We start from the raw sequence: 18,453 nt of genomic DNA, 5'->3' as shown, positions 1-18,453 counted from the left end.
CTTATTAGCGCTAAGCAGCAAGAAAATGGGGAGACTCGAAACGATACATGGCCAAGGTACTGCGCCAGCCCGGCAAAAAATGCACCGTGTCGCGACCATTGAAGGCAGCACGATCAAGAATACGTACGCCCACCGCCTGGGCCAGATCCTGAAAGTCTTTCATGGTGCACAAATGGATGTTGGGCGTGTTGTACCACTGGTAAGGCATTTCGCCCGTGACTGGCATGCGCCCGCGCAAAATGCTCCAGCCATGCGGCCAATAACCGAAGTTAGGAAACGAGACGATACCATACCGCGCCACCCGCGCCATCTCGCGCAGGATGTGCTCGGTATGGTGCATGGATTGCAGTGTCTTGGACAGGACAACGGTATCGAACTGCTGGTCGCTGAACAGCGCCAGGCCTTTTTCCAAGTCCTGCTGAATGACATTGACGCCACGGCGTACCGAGGCAATCACAAACTGGTCGTTCAGCTCCACCCCCGTTCCGACAACCTGGCGCGTGTCACGCAGATGCGCCAACAAGGTGCCATCGTTACAGCCCAGATCCAGCACACGCGAACCTGGCTCAATCCACTGCGCAATGCGCAGCAAGTCCGGTCTTAACATGGCGGCATCCACCTGAGTTTGCGGCTTAGTCATTCGGCCAACACCCCTGTAGTACGGGTGCGCGCAGGCAAGCCCAAATTAGCGGCAATCTGGTCATAGTATCCCTGCACAACGGCATGATAACGAGGGTCCTCAAGCAGGAAAGCATCGTGTCCGTGCGGAGCATCAATTTCGGCATAAGTGACCTCGCGCTGGTTGCGCAACAAAGCCTGCACGATTTCGCGCGAGCGCTCGGGCGAGAAACGCCAATCCGTGGTGAAAGACACCAGCAGGAATTTGGCCTGCACCTTTTCAAGCGCCTTGACCAGGTCCCCCTGGTGCTGGCGCGACGGATCAAAGTAATCCAGCGCACGGGTGATGATCAGATAGGTATTGGCGTCAAAGTAACGCGAGAACTTTTCGCCTTGATAACGCAGATAGGACTCGACCTCGAATTCCACGCCGTAGTTGTAGTGATACTCGCCGCCCTGGGCTGGGGCACGCTGGTTGCGGCCAAACTTCTCGGCCATGACGGTGTCGGACAGGTAGGTGATGTGGCCCACCATGCGAGCAACACCCAGGCCAGCCTTGGGCACCACACCGTGCTCGTAATAATTACCACCGTGAAACTGCGGGTCGGACAAAATGGCGCTGCGGGCCACTTCGTTAAAAGCGATGTTCTGGGCCGACAGGCGCGGGGTACTGGCAATGACCACGCAGTTTTCCACGCGCTCCGGGCAGCTGATGGCCCAGCTCAGGGCCTGCATGCCACCCAGGGAGCCACCCATAACGGCCGCAAACTTGCGAATGCCAAAGTAGTCGGCCAGACGGGCTTGGGCACGCACCCAGTCTTCTACCGTCAAAACGGGAAACTCGGAGCCCCAGGGTTTGCCAGTGGCCGGATTGATGCTGGACGGGCCGGTAGAGCCAAAGCAGGAGCCGATATTGTTGACCCCGATGACAAAAAAACGATCCGTATCAACGGCTTTGCCGGGGCCGACCATATTGTCCCACCAGCCAATGCTTTTAGGATCGTCGTCGTAATAACCGGCAACGTGATGCGAGGCATTGAGTGCATGACACACCAACACCGCATTGTTGCGTTCTTCGTTCAGGGTGCCGTAGGTTTCGACTGCCAGCTCGTAGCTGGGCAGCACTTGCCCACTGCGCAGATGCAGGGGTTCGTCAAAGGCGATCAGTTCGGCATGTACAGGGCCCACAGAACCTTCGGGGATCAAACCGCAGGATGGGCTAAGGGCGCCAGTGTCGGCGCTAGGGACGGAATCAGTGGCCATCAGGACCTCTTTAGCTGGATTTATGGAGCGCCCGCAAGCGGATCAGGCAAATCGGCGCAAAACGTATAAGACAAAATTCTAGCATCGCTGCGGCGCGGCGTCCAAATCGACCAGCCAGGATCGATTCAGAACTCTGGGCAACGGTAACGTCAGAGAAAAGACAATGCTTTGATTTACATCATTATTTTCATGCACATTTGTCTGCCAGCTAAGCTAAATTTGAGTACATTGGCCCGACGTCTACCACGAATGCATGAGGAATGGCTTTACCGTGACGCACTTAACTTCACGCGAGCAGTCCTGCCTGAACTGGGCTGCCCATGGCAAGACCAGCTGGGAAATCAGCATCATCCTGGGCATTACTGAACGCACGATCAACTTCCACTTCCAGAACGCCTACGCCAAGCTTGGAGTCTATAGCCGCCAAGCTGCCATTACCCTGGCCTTGCAACAGCACCTGATCAGCGGCGACCCGGCTAGCGAGCTAAGCCGTCAAAGAAAACCTTTGCCTGAGCCGCGTCCGGGGCCTTCCCGGAATCCGTCATAACAAAACCCTGCACCAGCCAGCCTGGTTCCATGCGTATCATCGCTTCCAGGCGCAAGGCCACACCGCCCACATCGCGCGTCATGAAGAAAATCTGTCCGGGTGGCGGTAGTTGTATCTGGTTTTTCTCGCTGACTTGCCCATCGGGTATGAATTTCTCGCGCAGGGAATCGTGCAGTGCCTCGTACAAGCGTTGGCGAGCGGCCTCGTCCTGCTGCAGTTCCTTGGGCAAAATCACATGGCCCACGGTGTAGCTTTGCCCGCCTGCCGTGGCGGTGGTCAGGTAAAAATCCAGTTGATGCTGCTCGAAATCCAACAGTCGGTGACTGGTCGTGGGCTTGCCGGGCAGCATGGCCGACAGGCCCGTTTGTTCAAGCTGAACCTTGCGCCAGTTAAACTCTGGACTGCAGGCTGCCAACATCAAGAAAGCCGCCAGTACCGCGGTCATGCGCCTGATCATCATGGTGCTAATCCCATATCCCGTTTCATGCTTTTCATCGGCTGGCTAAACAGCCGTCTTATACTCGCCCTGCCCGATACGCCTTTTGGCGCAACTTAACAAAGCAAGTCTGGTCGGACTACTATTTATAGACGGGGCCAGGCCCCCTTGAACAGTCCCGTATCTTGCACCCGATTTCGAAAGTGGGAAACACCACCATGAACACCAGCCACGAACGCCGCCTTGCCCTGCAACAGAATCCCGAGATTTTGACGGGAATCTTGCGCGGCATCGAAAAAGAAGGACTGCGCGTCGATGCGCTGGGCCAATTGGCAAACACCCCCCACCCGCAAGCCATTGGGTCGGCCCTGACCAACGGCCATATCACGACCGACTACGCCGAGGCCCTGCTGGAGCTGATTACCGAGCCGCAAGCCCGGGTCGAGGACGTGCTGCAGGAGCTGACCGACATCCACACCTTTGTGGCTGGCAAGCTGGACCAGGAGATTATCTGGAACCAGTCCATGCCCGCATTGCTGCCCGCCGAAAAAGACATTGCCATTGCCTGGTACGGCAAGTCCAACACGGGCATGCTCAAGCATGTATACCGCCGTGGCCTGGCCGAACGTTATGGCAAGCCCATGCAATGTATTGCCGGCGTGCATTACAACTTTTCCCTGCCTGATGGCATCTGGCCCTTGTTGAATGTCTGTGGCGACAATCTGCAAGATCAGCGCTCCAATGGGTATTTGGCGTTGATCCGCAACTTCACGCGCTATTCCTGGCTACTGATGTACTTGTTGGGTGCCTCGCCCGTGCTGGATGCGAACTTCCTGCAAGGTCGCCGCAACAATCTGGACAAGATCGACGAGGACACCTTGACCATGCCCTGGGCAACCAGCTTGCGCATGAGCGATCTGGGCTATCACAACAAGGAAGCCCAGGCCGAGCTTCAGCTTTGCTACAACGACCTGGACACCTTTGTGATGCGCATGTATCACGCTGCCGTAACTCCTTGGCCGGATTACGAAAAACTGGGTACCCACCGCGATGGCGAGTGGATTCAACTCAACACCCATATCCTGCAGATTGAAAACGAGTACTACTCCAGCATTCGTCCCAAGCGCACCACCCAGCGCAGCGAGCGCCCGGCTACAGCCCTGGCCCAGCGCGGTGTGGAATACATCGAAGTTCGCTGTCTGGATATAGACCCTGAATCGCCTACTGGAATTTCCGAGCAAACCTGCCGCTTCCTGGATACGTTCCTGCTGTTCTGTGCCGTGCAAGACAGCCCCTTCTTCCCGGACGGCGGCTACTGTCAGGACAGCAAGAACAATTTTGCAACCGTCGTGCGCGAAGGCCGTCGCCCCGGCTTGATGCTGACCAATCAGCAAAAAGAGAGCGTCAGCCTGCAAGACTGGGGCCACGAAATTCTGGAATCGCTGCTGCCTTACGCGCAAATGCTGGATCAGGCCCTGGATACCCAAGGTCACACAGAAGCTGTGCAAGCCCAAATCCGCAAACTGGAAAACCCGGAGCTGACACCGTCGGCTCAACTGCTGAGCCGTTTGCGCGAAACCGGCTTGAGCTTTCACGACTACGCCTTGCAACGCAGCCGCGAGCATCACCAGACCTTGCTGGCCCATCCATTACCTGCCGACAAGCAAGCCGCTTTCGAGCAACAGGCCAAAGATTCTCTGCAAGCCCAGATTGATATCGAAGCGCAGGATCAGGAGTCCTTTGAGGACTACGTCCATCGCTACGAACGCAATCTGATTCCGCCTGAAGTGGAAAACAGCTAAGCGTCACACAATTACAACAAGCCGCCGCCCCAGGGCGGCTTTTTTTTGACCGTTACCTGCAGGCTCATACAGCAGGAAGTTTCTCTTTCTCCCTTTTCTCAAAATGGCTTTTCCTCTATTTCGAATAATTATTGTTATGTTATAACATCTCGAAAATTAACAAACCGGAAGATGAGATGCGTTTCCAACCCCGTCCCCTGCCACTAGCCCTGGCTCTGCTTTTGTGCGCCTCGGCCCAAGCCAATGAAATTGAAGAAGCTGTCCCTGAACTGGCCCCTATCCGAATCTCTGCCAGCCCCCTGGCCTTGCGACAAACCGAGCTGGCCACCGCCAGCACGGTCCTGCAAGGCCCCAAACTGGATTTGCGCCGCAGCAGCACCTTGGGTGAATTGCTGGACGGTGAAGTCGGCATCCATGTAGACAGCTTTGGTAGCGGTGCCAGCCGCCCCGTCATTCGCGGCCAAACGGCACCCCGCGTCAAAGTTCTGAGCGATGGTGCAGAGGTCATGGACGCTTCGGCCATTTCGCCCGACCACACCATCACGGTCGATACCTGGCAAGCGGACCGCATCGAGGTGCTGCGCGGCCCATCGGCCCTGCTTTACGGAGGCGGTGCTATTGGTGGCGTGGTCAACGTGCTGGATCGCAAAATCCCCACAGCCATCCCCGAAAAAGGTTTTGAAGGCTCGGTACGTGCCCAGGGCTCCACGGCTGATCGTGGCAGAATCGGCGCAGTTGAGATGACAGCCGGCGAAGGCAATATCGCCTTGCACGTAGAAGGTGCCTCGCACCGTAGCCGCGACTATCGCGTCCCCAACTGGACCGATGGACGCGTCAAGGACTCCGACTCCAGCACGGACACAGGCAGCGTTGGCCTCTCCTTTATTGGGGACCGTGGCTATATAGGCGCGGCCTACTCCTACCGTGAAGGCAGCTACGGTCTGCCCGGTCACAGCCACGAATACGAGGACTGCCACCCGCACGGCGCCACTCTGCATTGCGGCGGCCACAGTCACGATCACGGCCATGCCCACGATCATGGCCACAGCCACGAACATGATCACGAACACTCGGCCACCGCTCACCTGCGTACTCAGCGTTTCGATATCCGTGGCGAACTGCGTGACCCTCTGCCCGGCTTCAAACGGGCTCGCCTGCGCGCTGGTGCGACCAACTACCAGCACGTTGAAAAAGATGGCGATATTGATGGCACCCGCTTCACCAATCGCGGTTACGACACGCGCCTGGAGCTGGAACACAACCCTTGGGGGCCGTTTGAAGGGGTCATCGGCCTGCAGACCAGCCAGTCTGATTTTGCGTCCCGCGACGGTGCTGAAAACTTCATTCCGCCCACCCGTACTCGCAGCCAGGGCCTGTTCCTTCTGGAAAGCGTGAACTGGGACGACTGGCGTCTGGAACTGGGCGCACGTCAGGAATGGCAAACCGTTACGCCCGACTCGCAAACGCTGGAACGCCGCAAAGGCACGGCGACCTCCTTCTCTTTAGGTACGGTCTGGGACTTCGCACCCGAATACGCCGCCAGCCTGTCCGTGTCCCGCTCTCAACGTCTGCCCACGGCTCAGGAACTGTTTGCCAAAGGCGTGCACTTTGCCACGCTGAGCTATGAGCGTGGCGACCCAAACCTGGATCGTGAGACCAGCCATACGGTGGACCTGGGACTGCAAAAGCACCTGGGTGATCTGCGCTTTGATCTACGTACCTTCTACACCCGTAGCTCGAACTACATTTATGGCCGCAGCCTGGATCGTCACGAAGACTTTCAGCTGATCCAATACAGCCAGGACAAGGCCCAGTTCTGGGGCCTGGAAGCAGAAGCCTCTTACCCCGTCAGTTCCTGGGCCTCGGTCAGCGTGTATGGCGATCTGGTGCGCGGTAAACTGCAAGATCCTGGCCGCAACCTGCCCCGCATGCCCGCCGCCCGCCTGGGTATTCGCACGGATCTGAACTGGCAGAACTGGTCCGGCTTTGTCGGCTACACCCACACCTTTGCCCAGGACCGACTGGCTGAACATGAAGAGCGTTCGCCGTCTTACGGTTTGCTCAGCATGGGTTTAAGCTACCGCCTGCATATGGATCAGAACACCTACACCCTGTACCTGAGAGGAAATAACTTGCTGAACAAGTTGGCTTACCGCCATACCTCCTTTATTGCCCGTCAGGCCCCGCTGATGGGACGCAACATCCTGGCCGGGATACAGGTGGAATTTTGAGCAAGACCGCCATACACACGGGTAGCCGTCTGTACCAGGTCGTGGCCGACATGCAGGGCGAGCGCCCTTGGGGCAACTTTCTGGATGCCGGCACCGGCAAGGGTTCGCTGCGCTGGTTGCTGACGCTGGACACAGAACGCTGGACGGCCATTACCGCCTCTCCCAGCATGGCCGAACAAGTCACCCGCGAGCTGGGCGATCAAAAACGCCCCGAGGACCGTCTGCTGGTGGGCAACTGGAGCGACCCTGAATTTTTGCAGGGCGAACGCTTTGATACGGTTCTGGCCGATTATCTACTGGGTGCCATAGACGGCTTTGCCCCCTACACCCAGGACCAGTTGTTCAGCCGCCTGCGGCCGCTTACCGGCCAGCGTCTCTACATTATTGGTCTGGAGCCCTACGTGCCCTATAGCAGCACGGACCCGGCGGGCAAATTGATTGTGGAAATAGGCCGTTTGCGTGATGCTTGCCTGCTGCTGGCAGGCGAGCGCCCGTATCGCGAGTACCCGATGGACTGGGTCCTGCGCCACCTGCGACAGTCCGGCTATCGCTGTGTGGATGCGCAGCGCTTTGGCATTCGTTACGGCGACAGCTTTATCCACGGTCAACTGGATATGTGTGACGGGCGCTTGCGCCGTCTGAAGGACCGCAACCTGGCCATGGCCTTGTCCGAGCATGTCCAAGCCTTGCGCAAGCAAGCTCTGGCCTTGAACCAGACCTTGGGTGGTCTGCGTCATGGCCACGACTATGTGATTTGTGCCGAAGCTGTTTAAAAACCAGAAAGCTGCTCAGGAAAAAGCAAAAGGGGCTTCGGCCCCTTTTGTCTTGCATAGACTTCGATGGCAGCACATCTGGTTGTAGCGACGGCCACAAGTTCAAGACTCCAGGCACTGCCTGTCCAGACATCGCCTATACGCCTGATCGTTATCCCGGCCAAACTCCCAAGCGCAAGCTCGCCTGTCAACGCAGGCGAATACGCAATTTCGTCCCAGGCCAAATGATCAGGATCAATAATTAGCCCACTTCACCTGAACCGCGCATAAGGCCGTGTTTTGACAAACAACAGACACAAAAAAAGCAGCCTTTGGCTGCTTGCATCGCGACACTTTATAACTGGAAATTTAAACCAGGTCTTGAAAAGCAGCCCTAAAGAGCCGTATAAACAAGAAGTTCTGGCGCGTCCGACAGGAATCGAACCTGTATCGAGGGCTTCGGAAACCCTAATTCTATCCATTGAACTACGGACGCCAAGCTCGCTATTGTAGCGCGAGTTTGGAGTTTTTTTCAGCATCTATCCGGCAATTATGAGTGCGCTAAATCAAGAGTCAGATACAAGAGCGACACACTCCGCTATAATCCATGGTTGCGCGATCTGGGTCGGTGGCTTGGTAGACACGTCCTTGCGCACACCCATTAGGTAGGCGCAAGCCTTTATTGGTGGCCTTTAAAGGCCCTCCCGTCATTTCTTGTACGAACTCGCAGGATCCGATAATGAGCAACACGGAACAAAAACCCGAAGAACACAACGAGGGTCACTCAGCCATGATCAAAACCCCTAAACAATTGCTTGTGACCGTGGCTCTGGCTTTCTTGGTGCCCATCGCGATTATTGTCATGCTGGTCAGCCTGGTTACCTCCACCATGGGTGCAGGTGCTGGCTCCGCCGCCCTATCCCCTGAAGCCATTGCAGCCCGCATTCAGCCTGTTGCCGGTTTCAAACTGGTTGACGCCAATGCCGTCAAAGAGCTGAAGACTGGTCAGCAAGTTTACGAAACCACCTGTACCGCCTGTCACGGCGCCGGTGTAGCCGGTGCGCCTAAATTTGGCGACAAGGGCGCTTGGGGCGAGCTGATCAAGCTGGGTCAGGACGAGTTGGTCAAGAACGCTATTCATGGTATCCGCGCCATGCCTGCCAAGGGTGGTAACCCTTCGCTGGACGACATCGAAGTGGCTCGTGCCGTTGCTTACATGGCTAACGCCGCTGGCGCTGACTTCAAGGAACCCGACGCTCCCGCACCAGAAGGTGAAGAAGCTGACGCCAAGCCTGAAGCCACTGCGGCTGCCGATACCAAGCCTGCTGAAGAGGCTCCTGCTGCAGAAGCTCCCAAAGCAACCCAAACCGCTGCTGCGGATGACAACAAGGTCGACCCAGCCGGTATCAAGCTGTACGACACCATCTGCTTTGCCTGTCACGCAGCCGGTGTTGCTGGCGCGCCCAAGTTTGGCGATCAAGCGGCCTGGAAGCCATATATCGAATCCGGTATGGACACTATGGTTCAAAAAGCCATTCACGGTGTAGGCGCCATGCCTCCACGCGGTGGCTCGCAAGCCTCCGACGACGAAATCCGTGCTGCCATCCAGCACATGGTTAACGCCGCCAAGTAAGACTGCGCACCCAGGCTCTGTCACCGTACAAAGCCTGGGGATACAAAAAAGCCCGATGAATATTCATCGGGCTTTTTTATTGCCAAGACCTGCTGCGCAGATAAGCATCCTCACGCCCAAGCCCTACAATCGACCAACGTTAGCCGCACACACTGCACTCCACAATCCCGAACAGCTATTACCATGACACGTGTCTCCCTCTTTGCACGACAAGTACTCGCAAGCATCCTATCGGCCTTTGTCTTTGCAATACTGCCCTCCACCACCGTATCTGCCAAAGAGCGGACAGAGGGTTCGGCAGCCGCTCAAGGGGCGCAGCAAGTCTGCGCCACTGTGAATCGAGACAATCTGGACCTTGCCATGCAAACCCTGCTGCGTGCCACCATGGCCCGCGACATGGAAACCCTCTTGCAGTTCCAGCCTCCTCGAAAAATCCAAAAAATGGCGGAGGCCATGGGAAAAAACCGGCAAGAAGCACTTGTCGAGATTGCGAAGTTTGGCCGCGCTCTGGACGAGCAGCAGCCAGTAGAGATCCTTACCGGCCATTACGATCTGGAAACTGCCCGATTCGGCAAAACCAGCACGGGCCGCGCCTACGCGCTGTTCAACTACAGCCGTACATTCAAGAAAGAAAGTGAGACTTTCGAGCTGACTTACCCTACGCTGGCCAGTCAGGATGGTGAACATCTATTCATCATCCCTTTAAGCGAAGACAAGCTTTTATCGGAGCTGGTCGACCTCTACCCAGACCTGGCAGAGGTCAAAGTACCCACTGCCATAAACGCTCCTTGATAAGCTGACCTGTGCCAAGCGGAAGCAGGCTACGACTTGATCGGTTCAGCCAGGCGATGCGGGCTATGACGCTCCTGGAAGTACAGCACCAAACCACACACAGCAACAACAATCTGGGTTCCGATCAAGACACCAAAACCTGCCGCAAAACCGGCACCGCTAGCCGCATTACCGCCGGCAAACTGCGTGATTACCCAGCCCATGATCGCTGGCATGAACCCGGCAAACAGACTTCCTACGCCGTTCACCACCCCAAATGCACTGGCAACATGCTGGGCCTGGGAAAAATACTGGACTGTGCTGGGAATTGCCGGGCTGGCCAGTCCCCAACAAAAGTTGGCGGCAATTAGACACATGGCAGCGGTATAGCGATCTGGCACGCTGATTGCCAGCCAGATACATAGGCCCACCCCCGTTGCACCACCAACAAAGATCAAGGGCACACGTTCACGCGGCAAACGATCAATAATCATGCCGCCAATAAAGACGGCCACAATGGTTGCGTACTGCGGCAAGGAGGCAATCCAACCCAGGTCGCGCAAATTAAAGCCACGAGCTTCTTTCAGATACGCCGGCAACCAGTTGCTACTGCCCCACAAGTACGCCAAGAAAGCCGAGGTCAGCAAGGTGATCAGAAAAAGATGGCGGGTTTGCAAAGAGCCGCGAATGATCTGCCCCACTTGCTGCAAGCTGGCCTTGGCACTGGAAGCCTTGGCCGTCCCGCGTTCCACTTTGGGCATGCGCACAAAGGCCAGAACCAGAGGAATACCCAGCAGAATATTCATTAGGCCCAATATATGAAAGGAGTTATCCCAGTTATGCGAGCTCAGCAAGAAGCCGATGAAAGGATAGCCAATGGCCAGCCCCAAACCCGTTCCCATATTCACCAGAGAATTAGGTTTGCCGTTCTCGCTGGCCTCGAAGTGGGCCTTGATATACGCCCCTGCCAAAGCAAACAGAGGTCCCTCTGAAATTCCCAGCAAGGCGCGCGACATCAACAGCAGCCCATAACTGTGCATCAAGGGAGATACATAAGTGACTACCCCCCAGAAAATCAGCCCGATCACCAGGCTGCGACGCACACCCAGCAAGGCCGAACAAAACGGTGTCAGAACCACTGAAGACACGCCATAGCCCACCATAAAAGCCGTCGCCAGCAAGCCCTGGCTGACGCGGTCATGGGCCTGCATTCCCATATGCCTCAAAAAGTCCTGATCGGTAATCAACACCGCAATATTGATGCGGTCAATGTAGGAGATGGCCACAACGATCAACAGGGTGATCACGCCATACCAACGAAATGTCTTTGGATTCATGATGTCTCTCTTGCTCTTGGAGGACGCGATCAAAAGAACTTACGGATACCGAACTGGTAGCCTTGGGAGTTTCGACCTGCGCTGTTGATGGGCGAGTCCATGCCTTGCACGCTGATCGCTCGCGCCGAGCCTGACTGGTTATGCACATAGGCATAGGAGGCGTAAAACTGCGTGTTCTTGGAGAAGTTGTAGGCGTAGCCCACGCTGTACTTGATCCAGTCCGCATTGGCTTGCTGACCGCTGACGTCGTACTTCCCAATACTGCCGCGAATCAGGTGCGGGCCAATCGGAGCTGTGGCTCCCAGCTGATAGGCACGAATCCGGGCCGACCCACGCTTTTCCTGCGCCAGAATCAAGGATGGCTTGATAAAACCGAAGTCATACGTGGCCGCCAAGTTCGCCAGACTCAAGCTGGACTGCACATTGTCCTGCTGCCGTCCGGCCGCCAGAGCCACGTTCAGCGCTCCTTGTGCATAACCAAAACGCGCTCCGCGATAGTTGCCGCTGCTCGGTGTCGAGGTAGGTCCGGAGGCGTACTGCAACTGACCATAAATGCCTCCCAGATTGGGCGGCAGAAAATAGCTGATCGCATTGCTGATCTGAATGGGGCCACCCAGCATCATGAAGGAGTTGGTACCGGCCACCCCATTAGTCATGAAGGGGTCGAACAACAAGGTGCTCAGAAACGTGGCCGAATCGTCCCGCCCCAGACGCAGTTCGCCATACGGGCTAAATAGACTAATCGTTGCTCGACGACGAAAGTCCAGACCACCATCCTCGGCCGCGCCCTTGCCCAGATTCGGATGCAAGCCCCCTTCCAACCAGAACCCGGCGGCATAGCCCGAGCCCAGATCTTCACGCCCTCGAAACCCGAAACGGGAGATATTGGAACCGCTGTGCGCCAGACCGGTTTGGGACTGGCCATCCGCCCGTAAATGCGTCACAGCCATATCCAGGGTGCCAAAGATCTCCAGCGTATTGGGAGCTGCCTGCACCGCCCCCGCCAAGCTGAATGCCGCACCCACCATAACGACAGGTTTTTTCATCTGCTCCGTCCTCTCTTATAAGTATGCTTATCGTTTTTTTTGCAGGCACAAACCGCCCCTGCCCAGGTCCTGGAAACAAGACCGGCATATGCCAGAAAACTGAAAATAGAGTGGAAGGCCTAGGCGAAACGGCACAGTCTCACGCTGTGCCTCTAACGTCAGGTCTTGCCTTGGGAATTAAATATCCAGCACCATAGGCCCTCGCTTGCAGCGCGATACACACACCATCATGCTGCGACCCGCCTCACGCTCCTTTTTGGACAAGACCCCGTCACGATGGTCCGCTTCTCCTTCCAGAATGCGCGTCTCGCACGATCCGCACACTCCTTCCTTGCAGCTGTGTTCAATCGGGATTCCTGCATCCAGCAAGGCATCCAGAACGGATTTGCCCGCAGGCACCTGGATCGTCTGCCCACTCTTGGCCAGGCGCAACTCGAAAGCATCGTTCGGAGCAGTCTGCGCCAAGGGAGCTGCCGCAAAACGTTCAATATGCGCATGCTCATAACCCAAGGACTGGCAAGCCGCCTCAAAAGCATCCAGCATGGGGGCAGGCCCACAACAGTAGTAGTGCGTGTCAGCCCCCTGCCCGGCCAGCAAAGACTCCAACTGCGGCCCAGCGCCCTGCTCCTGATCAAAATGAAAATGGCACAGGATGTGATGGCTGTCGCACAGCGACTGAATCTCCGCTACAAAAGCGGCTTCGCGACGGTTGCGCGCACAATAAAACAGCTCGACCGCCTGCCCTTGTTCGGCCAGCTTTTGCAACATGCACCACAGCGGGGTAATGCCAATGCCACCGGCTACCAGCACAGACTTGGGGGCCTGATCACTCAAGGCGAAGTTATTGCGTGGCGCCGAAATTTCAATGGTCGAACCCACCCGTAACTGCTCGTGCACATAGCGCGATCCGCCACGGCTTTTGCGATCATGCAAAACAGCCACCACATAGCGCTGCTGATCCGTATGGGGATTGCACAGGGAGTAATTGCGCACCAGGCCATTGGGTAAATGCAGGTCAATGTGAGAGCCAGGCTCAAAGGACGGGAACAGTACCTGTTCCGTCGCAGGCTGAAATTCGACACTGACGATACCGTCCGCCTCATAACGCATGGCATGGATGCGCGCTGTGAGAGTCTGGGTTGACATAAGAGAACACCTTGCCCGCCTTCAAGAGCGGACCTTATCGGGAAAAACCGGCCCGCCTGGCGGGCCACCTGCAGGCAATCAAACGCTTGCTTCTACCTGGTCCTGCGCCAAGGAGCGCAGATGACGGCGCAAGCGGACAATGCCCAGATCATGCTGATACAGATTCTCGTAATCACGAGCATTGGGCTCCATATCCTCCAACAGGACGCGGTCCTGCTCCAGCACATGCCAATGGCGCGCTTCCAGGCGGTTGCGGTACAGGAAGCGCCAGGTATCACGCTGCCAACCCTTGGGCAAACGGCGAATACGCCAGAAGAAAACCGAACACAGGGTTTCATCAATCGGCGTGACACAACCCACAATAATGAAGTTGCCGCCAGGGCCACCCGTCTTGGGATACGGAATCTCCAGACGCGTCCAGTGCATGCCGGTGTCGGCCCACTCGGTCCAGTCAAAGTTCACATCACGCTGGCCTTCTTTTTCAAAGACAAAACCGATATCGGTCTGACGAATGACGAACTTGGCCTGGCTATCGCCCTCGGCCATGGAGTGCGACTGCTTGTGCAAAAAGGTGCCGTGCATGGGATCCATGACGTTATCAAGCACATAGCGGTAATCGCTCTTCCACTCGTTGTAGCAAAGGAAACTGGAGTAGGACTCCTGGTTGGCCAGCTCTTCAGGCAAGACCAGCTCGGGCGGCTCATCCACGGGCTCGACATCGTTGTACAAGAAGATAGTGTCCACAGCCTCACGCACATGGAAACGACGGCCTGCACGCGACCCTTCCAGAGAACAGCCGGGGCTGCCGGGCACACGGGTCACTACCCCGTCACTGCGCACTTCCACGCCGTGATACGGGCAGGAGATGCGATCTCCCAGCACCACACCTTGCGACAGCGGCGCACCACGGTGCGGACAACGGTCCAGCAAGGCATGCACGGTGCCAGTGGTATCGCGCCACAGCACAATTTTCTGCCCCAGACGACGCAGGGCAATGGGCGTCTCTTTGATGAAAGAAGCGGGGCAAATCGGATACCACAGGTTCTTCAGACCAACCTTCAGTAAATGCTCAACAGCCTGGTCGGGCGTATGGTTCATGGGAGTCTCCTTAAACAGGTTTGGTGGACGCGAGGGCCGGCGCTTACTGGGCCAGGGCCGCAATCGCGTCGCTGTAGTTTTCTTCTGTCCAGGCCTGTCCATCAGGGGTGGACAAGCCTTCACGATTCAATTGCTGAACCAGGCCGGGCAAATCATGCACGCCCTTGGCAAAGGCGCGCTCGATTGCATCGCCAAGCAGGTCTTCGTACAAGGTGGGTTCGCGCCGTTGCGCTTGATTGGCCTGGAGATAACGCACAGACATAATTCCTCCTGAAATACGTTCATGTATTGAAAATGAGCGGGCTAAGAGTGACTCCTGGCAGCCGCTTGTCGGGGCTGAGACCCAATCCCTTATTTTTTCTCGGTCAAGAAGGCCCCTTCCGGTGCCAGCGCAGTTTTCTGACGGCGTGTATTGCCATCCAGGCCGCCATCAATGGCCCATTCTGCAAACACGGTGGGGCCCGGCTCGAACTCGCGTGGCTCCCAATCCGCTGTTAACTGATCTTCATCCGCGTAATACTCGATCAGGCCTCCAGCCGGATTGCGGAAGTACCAGAAATAGGCTGATGAGACCGGGTGACGCCCCGGTCCCAGTTGGGTTTCCCAGCCGCAGCGCGAAAAGTGCAGACCACCACCAAAAACCTCGTGAATATCGCGCACCGTAAAGGCGACGTGATTAATGCCTCGCTTACCAGTAGGCAGCTGCAGCAGGAACAGATCGTGGTGCCCACCATCCTCAGTGCAGCGCAAGAAGGCGCCACGGCCCGGATAGCGATCCGACGACACAAAGCCCAGGTGTTCAACGTAGAACTGTTCCACGCGATCCACATCCGCCACAAAGAACACCACGTGCCCGACTTCAATCGGCACGGCACGCTCATAGATAGGGGCTGGCTGGTTGACACGACGGCGCTCGTTCCAGGTGTTCATGGGTGCACTATCGGTCTCCACCTCACGCTTGCGAGTCACCTGCAAGGCAATGGCCAGACCATTGGGGTCCTGACATGCAACCCGTCGCACACCCTGGATTGATTGGTCAGAGAACCCCGGCTGATCGCGTAGGGCAGCTGCATAGCGATCCAGGTCGGCCTCGCTCTCCACACCCCAAACCACTTCGCGTACCGTTGGACCATCCTCAATGGCGGTCGGCAAATCCACCTTGCCAATATCCACCACCAGAACCTGACAACCGTTCAAGCACTCAAAGTGCAAGGTGTCCGCCGTTTCTTTTGCCAGCGTCAAACCCCAGTCCTGAAAAAACTGGCGCGATTCGTCCAGCGTTTCCACCCCATAGGTGATCTGATCAATGCCTACTATGCTCATCTCCGCTCCATCCAAATTTCTGTTTTTTTATGGGTCTTGCCGTGCTGACGGCGTTCTGCAGATAATCGCGCTGCTTTTTAAAAGGCCTGCGCGATCAAGCCTCAAGCCGGACGACAGTCCCAAAGGGCTTAACCTGCCCAGGCAATGGGGGCCTCATTCGTGCCCCAATACATGCTTTTCTGCTCCATATACTGCAAAATCCCTGCCCGCCCTTTTTCACGCCCCAAGCCCGAATCGCGCCAACCTCCAAAAGGCGTCGACACCGAAAACTGCTTGTAGGTATTGATCCAGACCGTGCCTGCCTGCACTTGCCGCCCCAGACGCCAGGCTCGCTTGAAGTCACGGCTCCAGATACCGGCAGCCAGTGCGTACACGCTGTCATTAGCCTCTTCGATCAGGGATTCTTCGTTCTCGAACGGCATGGCAACCAGCACCGGGCCAAAGATTTCCTCCTGGGCCGTACGGGCCTGATTGCTCAGGCCTTCAATAATGGTCGGAGTGTAAAAATAGCCATTGCGCAGACTGCCTGTTAAACCGTCGTGCTCAGGGCGCACCCCGCCGCTGCGGATCACTCCGCCTTCCGATACCCCCAGCTCCACATAGCGTTCGATACTGTCACGATGACGGGCCGTAATCAGAGGGCCCATCTGCGTGTCATCACGTGCCGGATCGCCCACGCGCAAGGACTGTGCGCCTGCAATCAGACGATTCAAAAACTCTTCATAAATGGGGGCCGACACAAACAAGCGGGAGCCCGCAATGCAGGACTCGCCCGAGCTGCTGAAAATGCCATACAGCACACCCGCGACAGCGTGTTCCAGATCCGCATCGTCCAGCACGATGGTGGGTGATTTGCCGCCCAGCTCCATGGAAACCGGCATCATCTTGTCGGCGGCGATACGGGCAATATGCTTGCCCGTGCTCGTGCCGCCGGTAAAAGACACGCGCTTGATCAGCGGATGACGGGTGATTACATCTCCGATCACCGAACCCTTGCCGGGCAGCACGCTGACCATTCCTTTGGGCACACCAGCCTGTTCACAAATTCGTGCCAGTTCCAGCGCCATCAAGGGCGTAACTTCAGCAGGTTTGACGATAACGGCATTGCCGGCCGCCAAAGCAGGTGCCAGCTTCTGGGCTTCACTGGCAATCGGCGAATTCCAGGGCGTAATGGCCGCTACCACACCCATGGGCTCGTACACGCTCATGGTCACAAAAGGGCCACGAGACGGCGTAATCGTTTCTTCCAACGTTTCGCAGGCGGCGGCAAAATATTGGAAGGTTGCAGCGGCGCTGGCCACCAGCGCACGGGTTTCGCTAATGGGCTTGCCATTGTCCAGGCGCTGCTTTTGCGCCAGCTCTTCTGCCTCGGCCCGAATCAAGGCGGCAATCTTGTGCAATACAGTGGCGCGTTCATGTGGCAGTTTTTGTGCCCACCCGCTGTGACGGAATGCATGATCCGCCTTCTCGATCGCCTCCAGCACATCGTCCTCGGACGCAGCGCGCACACGTGCAATCGGCTCGCCGGTGGCAGGGTACAGGCTTTCATACACATCGCCCCCGCCCTGACGCCACTGGCCTGCTACGCAAATATCAAGCACGTTCTGGAAAATCATAAAAACCTCTAATCCTGTTGCTGACTCAAATCGCCAAGGCATCCGCGCTATTGCGCAGGGCTCGCACGGCACTGAACACCGTCAATGCCGAGGTCTTGGGATTGCTCGCCAAAGGTTTGTTGCTCATGGTCAGCGACAGCTCGCCAAATGCGCCGCTGGCCTCAACCGTATGGGTATTTCGCTGGGCACCAGGGTCTGCCAAAAGACGAACCCGCGTCTGATCCAAACCTAGGCCTGCCAGGGAAATCGTGGCCGCTACATTGGCGTTCTTGGGGTACAAGCGAGCCGCTTCGCGGGCACTTCCCTCAAAGATCACTGTGGGTGCTTCCAGGTGCTCCAGATCAAAGGCTTCTTCAGCAGGCGTACCTTGCCAGGCGTGAGCCGGTTTGCGGCCGGTGTAGACCACAGCATCCAAGCCACCAATACGTGCAGCGGCAATTGCATCTACCGCGCCAATCGCACCCGCAATCAGCTCCACCCGTGTACCACCGGCCACCGCGGCGGCCTCCAGTTGCTCAGCCAGATCCGACGACGACAAGGCGCCCACCGAAGCCACAATGGCCGGGATACCACGACGCAAGGCCGGTAAGACATGACCTTCAATGGCGGAGTGTCCGGCCACTTCGACCACCAGATCAATGCCCTCTTCCGGCACGTACTCACCCACTTGGGCTTTCGGTGCCAAGCGGGTGACTGTGGCCTGGGCCTGTTCCATCCAGGCCTGAGGCACCACAATCGCTCCGACGCACAAATTACTGTCGTTCTGGATGGTTTCCAGCAAAGCGGTACCGATGGCACCACAACCAATGACGGCAATAGTCAGCATGTCCGCCT

17 protein-coding genes, 1 tRNA gene and 1 riboswitch are annotated in these 18,453 nt (G+C 57.0%); of the genes, 6 read left to right on the top strand and 12 right to left on the bottom strand.

Annotated features, from left to right (window positions below):
* Window positions 1-10: 10 nt before the first annotated feature.
* Window positions 11-640: a methionine biosynthesis protein MetW gene (metW, locus tag WFM49_RS10110; RefSeq protein ID WP_336973041.1), complete on the bottom strand. Its 630-nt coding sequence runs from the start codon at window positions 638-640 to the stop codon at window positions 11-13.
* Window positions 637-1,881 (bottom strand): homoserine O-succinyltransferase MetX, encoded by a 1,245-nt coding sequence (metX, locus tag WFM49_RS10105; protein WP_009462664.1) that lies wholly within the window; start codon window positions 1,879-1,881, stop codon window positions 637-639. Before metX ends, metW begins: the two co-directional genes overlap by 4 nt.
* A riboswitch (SAM riboswitch) is annotated at window positions 1,871-1,949 on the bottom strand. Its footprint overlaps the gene before it by 11 nt.
* A 203-nt stretch (window positions 1,950-2,152) precedes the next feature.
* Here metX and WFM49_RS10100 point away from each other — a divergent pair.
* On the top strand, window positions 2,153-2,428 hold the full coding sequence (locus tag WFM49_RS10100) for a response regulator transcription factor (protein ID WP_009462666.1): 276 nt from the start codon (window positions 2,153-2,155) through the stop codon (window positions 2,426-2,428).
* Here WFM49_RS10100 and WFM49_RS10095 read toward each other — a convergent pair.
* Complete coding sequence (locus WFM49_RS10095; RefSeq protein ID WP_250756631.1) at window positions 2,358-2,888, bottom strand: hypothetical protein; 531 nt, start codon at window positions 2,886-2,888, stop codon at window positions 2,358-2,360. The genes WFM49_RS10100 and WFM49_RS10095 overlap by 71 nt on opposite strands.
* Before the next feature lie 194 nt (window positions 2,889-3,082).
* Here WFM49_RS10095 and gshA point away from each other — a divergent pair, with 194 nt between their 5' ends.
* From gshA to WFM49_RS10080, 3 genes are all read left to right on the top strand, one after another.
* Window positions 3,083-4,666, top strand: coding sequence for a glutamate--cysteine ligase (gshA, locus tag WFM49_RS10090; protein WP_250756630.1), 1,584 nt, complete (start codon window positions 3,083-3,085; stop codon window positions 4,664-4,666).
* 176 nt (window positions 4,667-4,842) lie between these two features.
* Entirely contained in the window at window positions 4,843-6,897 is a 2,055-nt protein-coding gene (locus WFM49_RS10085) for a TonB-dependent receptor domain-containing protein (RefSeq protein WP_336973037.1), read from the top strand.
* On the top strand, window positions 6,894-7,670 hold the full coding sequence (locus WFM49_RS10080; protein ID WP_060186157.1) for a class I SAM-dependent methyltransferase: 777 nt from the start codon (window positions 6,894-6,896) through the stop codon (window positions 7,668-7,670). Before WFM49_RS10085 ends, WFM49_RS10080 begins: the two co-directional genes overlap by 4 nt.
* A 400-nt stretch (window positions 7,671-8,070) precedes the next feature.
* Here the strand turns inward: WFM49_RS10080 and WFM49_RS10075 are convergent.
* A tRNA-Arg gene (locus WFM49_RS10075) sits at window positions 8,071-8,145 on the bottom strand.
* A 243-nt stretch (window positions 8,146-8,388) separates the two neighbouring features.
* Here WFM49_RS10075 and WFM49_RS10070 point away from each other — a divergent pair.
* Complete coding sequence (locus WFM49_RS10070) at window positions 8,389-9,282, top strand: c-type cytochrome (RefSeq protein ID WP_035269225.1); 894 nt, start codon at window positions 8,389-8,391, stop codon at window positions 9,280-9,282.
* A gap of 183 nt (window positions 9,283-9,465) precedes the next feature.
* Window positions 9,466-10,074 carry a hypothetical protein gene (locus tag WFM49_RS10065; RefSeq protein WP_083054288.1) on the top strand — a complete coding sequence of 203 codons (609 nt, stop codon included), beginning with the start codon at window positions 9,466-9,468 and terminating at the stop codon, window positions 10,072-10,074.
* A 29-nt stretch (window positions 10,075-10,103) separates the two neighbouring features.
* On the opposite strand, the gene WFM49_RS10060 is transcribed toward WFM49_RS10065, so the two are convergent.
* The 8 genes from WFM49_RS10060 to WFM49_RS10025 form a co-directional block, all read right to left on the bottom strand.
* Window positions 10,104-11,390, bottom strand: coding sequence for an MFS transporter (locus tag WFM49_RS10060; protein WP_035274997.1), 1,287 nt, complete (start codon window positions 11,388-11,390; stop codon window positions 10,104-10,106).
* A 29-nt stretch (window positions 11,391-11,419) separates the two neighbouring features.
* A complete protein-coding gene (locus WFM49_RS10055; protein WP_336973034.1) occupies window positions 11,420-12,436 on the bottom strand; it encodes a porin in 1,017 nt (338 codons plus the stop codon).
* Window positions 12,437-12,613: 177 nt separating this feature from the next.
* The gene (locus WFM49_RS10050) at window positions 12,614-13,582 is read right to left on the bottom strand and encodes a PDR/VanB family oxidoreductase (RefSeq protein ID WP_336973031.1); all 969 of its coding nucleotides are present in this window, start codon (window positions 13,580-13,582) and stop codon (window positions 12,614-12,616) included.
* 78 nt (window positions 13,583-13,660) lie between these two features.
* Window positions 13,661-14,680 (bottom strand): aromatic ring-hydroxylating oxygenase subunit alpha, encoded by a 1,020-nt coding sequence (locus tag WFM49_RS10045; RefSeq protein WP_083054292.1) that lies wholly within the window; start codon window positions 14,678-14,680, stop codon window positions 13,661-13,663.
* A 43-nt stretch (window positions 14,681-14,723) separates the two neighbouring features.
* The gene (locus WFM49_RS10040) at window positions 14,724-14,942 is read right to left on the bottom strand and encodes a recombinase-like helix-turn-helix domain-containing protein (protein WP_026484082.1); all 219 of its coding nucleotides are present in this window, start codon (window positions 14,940-14,942) and stop codon (window positions 14,724-14,726) included.
* Window positions 14,943-15,031: 89 nt separating this feature from the next.
* Window positions 15,032-16,003 (bottom strand): VOC family protein, encoded by a 972-nt coding sequence (locus tag WFM49_RS10035; RefSeq protein ID WP_254500010.1) that lies wholly within the window; start codon window positions 16,001-16,003, stop codon window positions 15,032-15,034.
* Window positions 16,004-16,131: 128 nt separating this feature from the next.
* Window positions 16,132-17,619 (bottom strand): aldehyde dehydrogenase, encoded by a 1,488-nt coding sequence (locus tag WFM49_RS10030; RefSeq protein WP_336973026.1) that lies wholly within the window; start codon window positions 17,617-17,619, stop codon window positions 16,132-16,134.
* Window positions 17,620-17,644: 25 nt separating this feature from the next.
* Entirely contained in the window at window positions 17,645-18,445 is an 801-nt protein-coding gene (locus WFM49_RS10025) for an aspartate dehydrogenase (protein ID WP_251196452.1), read from the bottom strand.
* Window positions 18,446-18,453: the final 8 nt, after the last annotated feature.

Source organism: Alcaligenes sp. PF14 (assembly GCF_037150615.1).
Classification (GTDB): domain Bacteria; phylum Pseudomonadota; class Gammaproteobacteria; order Burkholderiales; family Burkholderiaceae_B; genus Alcaligenes; species Alcaligenes phenolicus.
The sequence above is the reverse complement of the archived record's forward strand: the minus strand, read 5'-3'. Positions and strand labels throughout refer to the sequence as shown.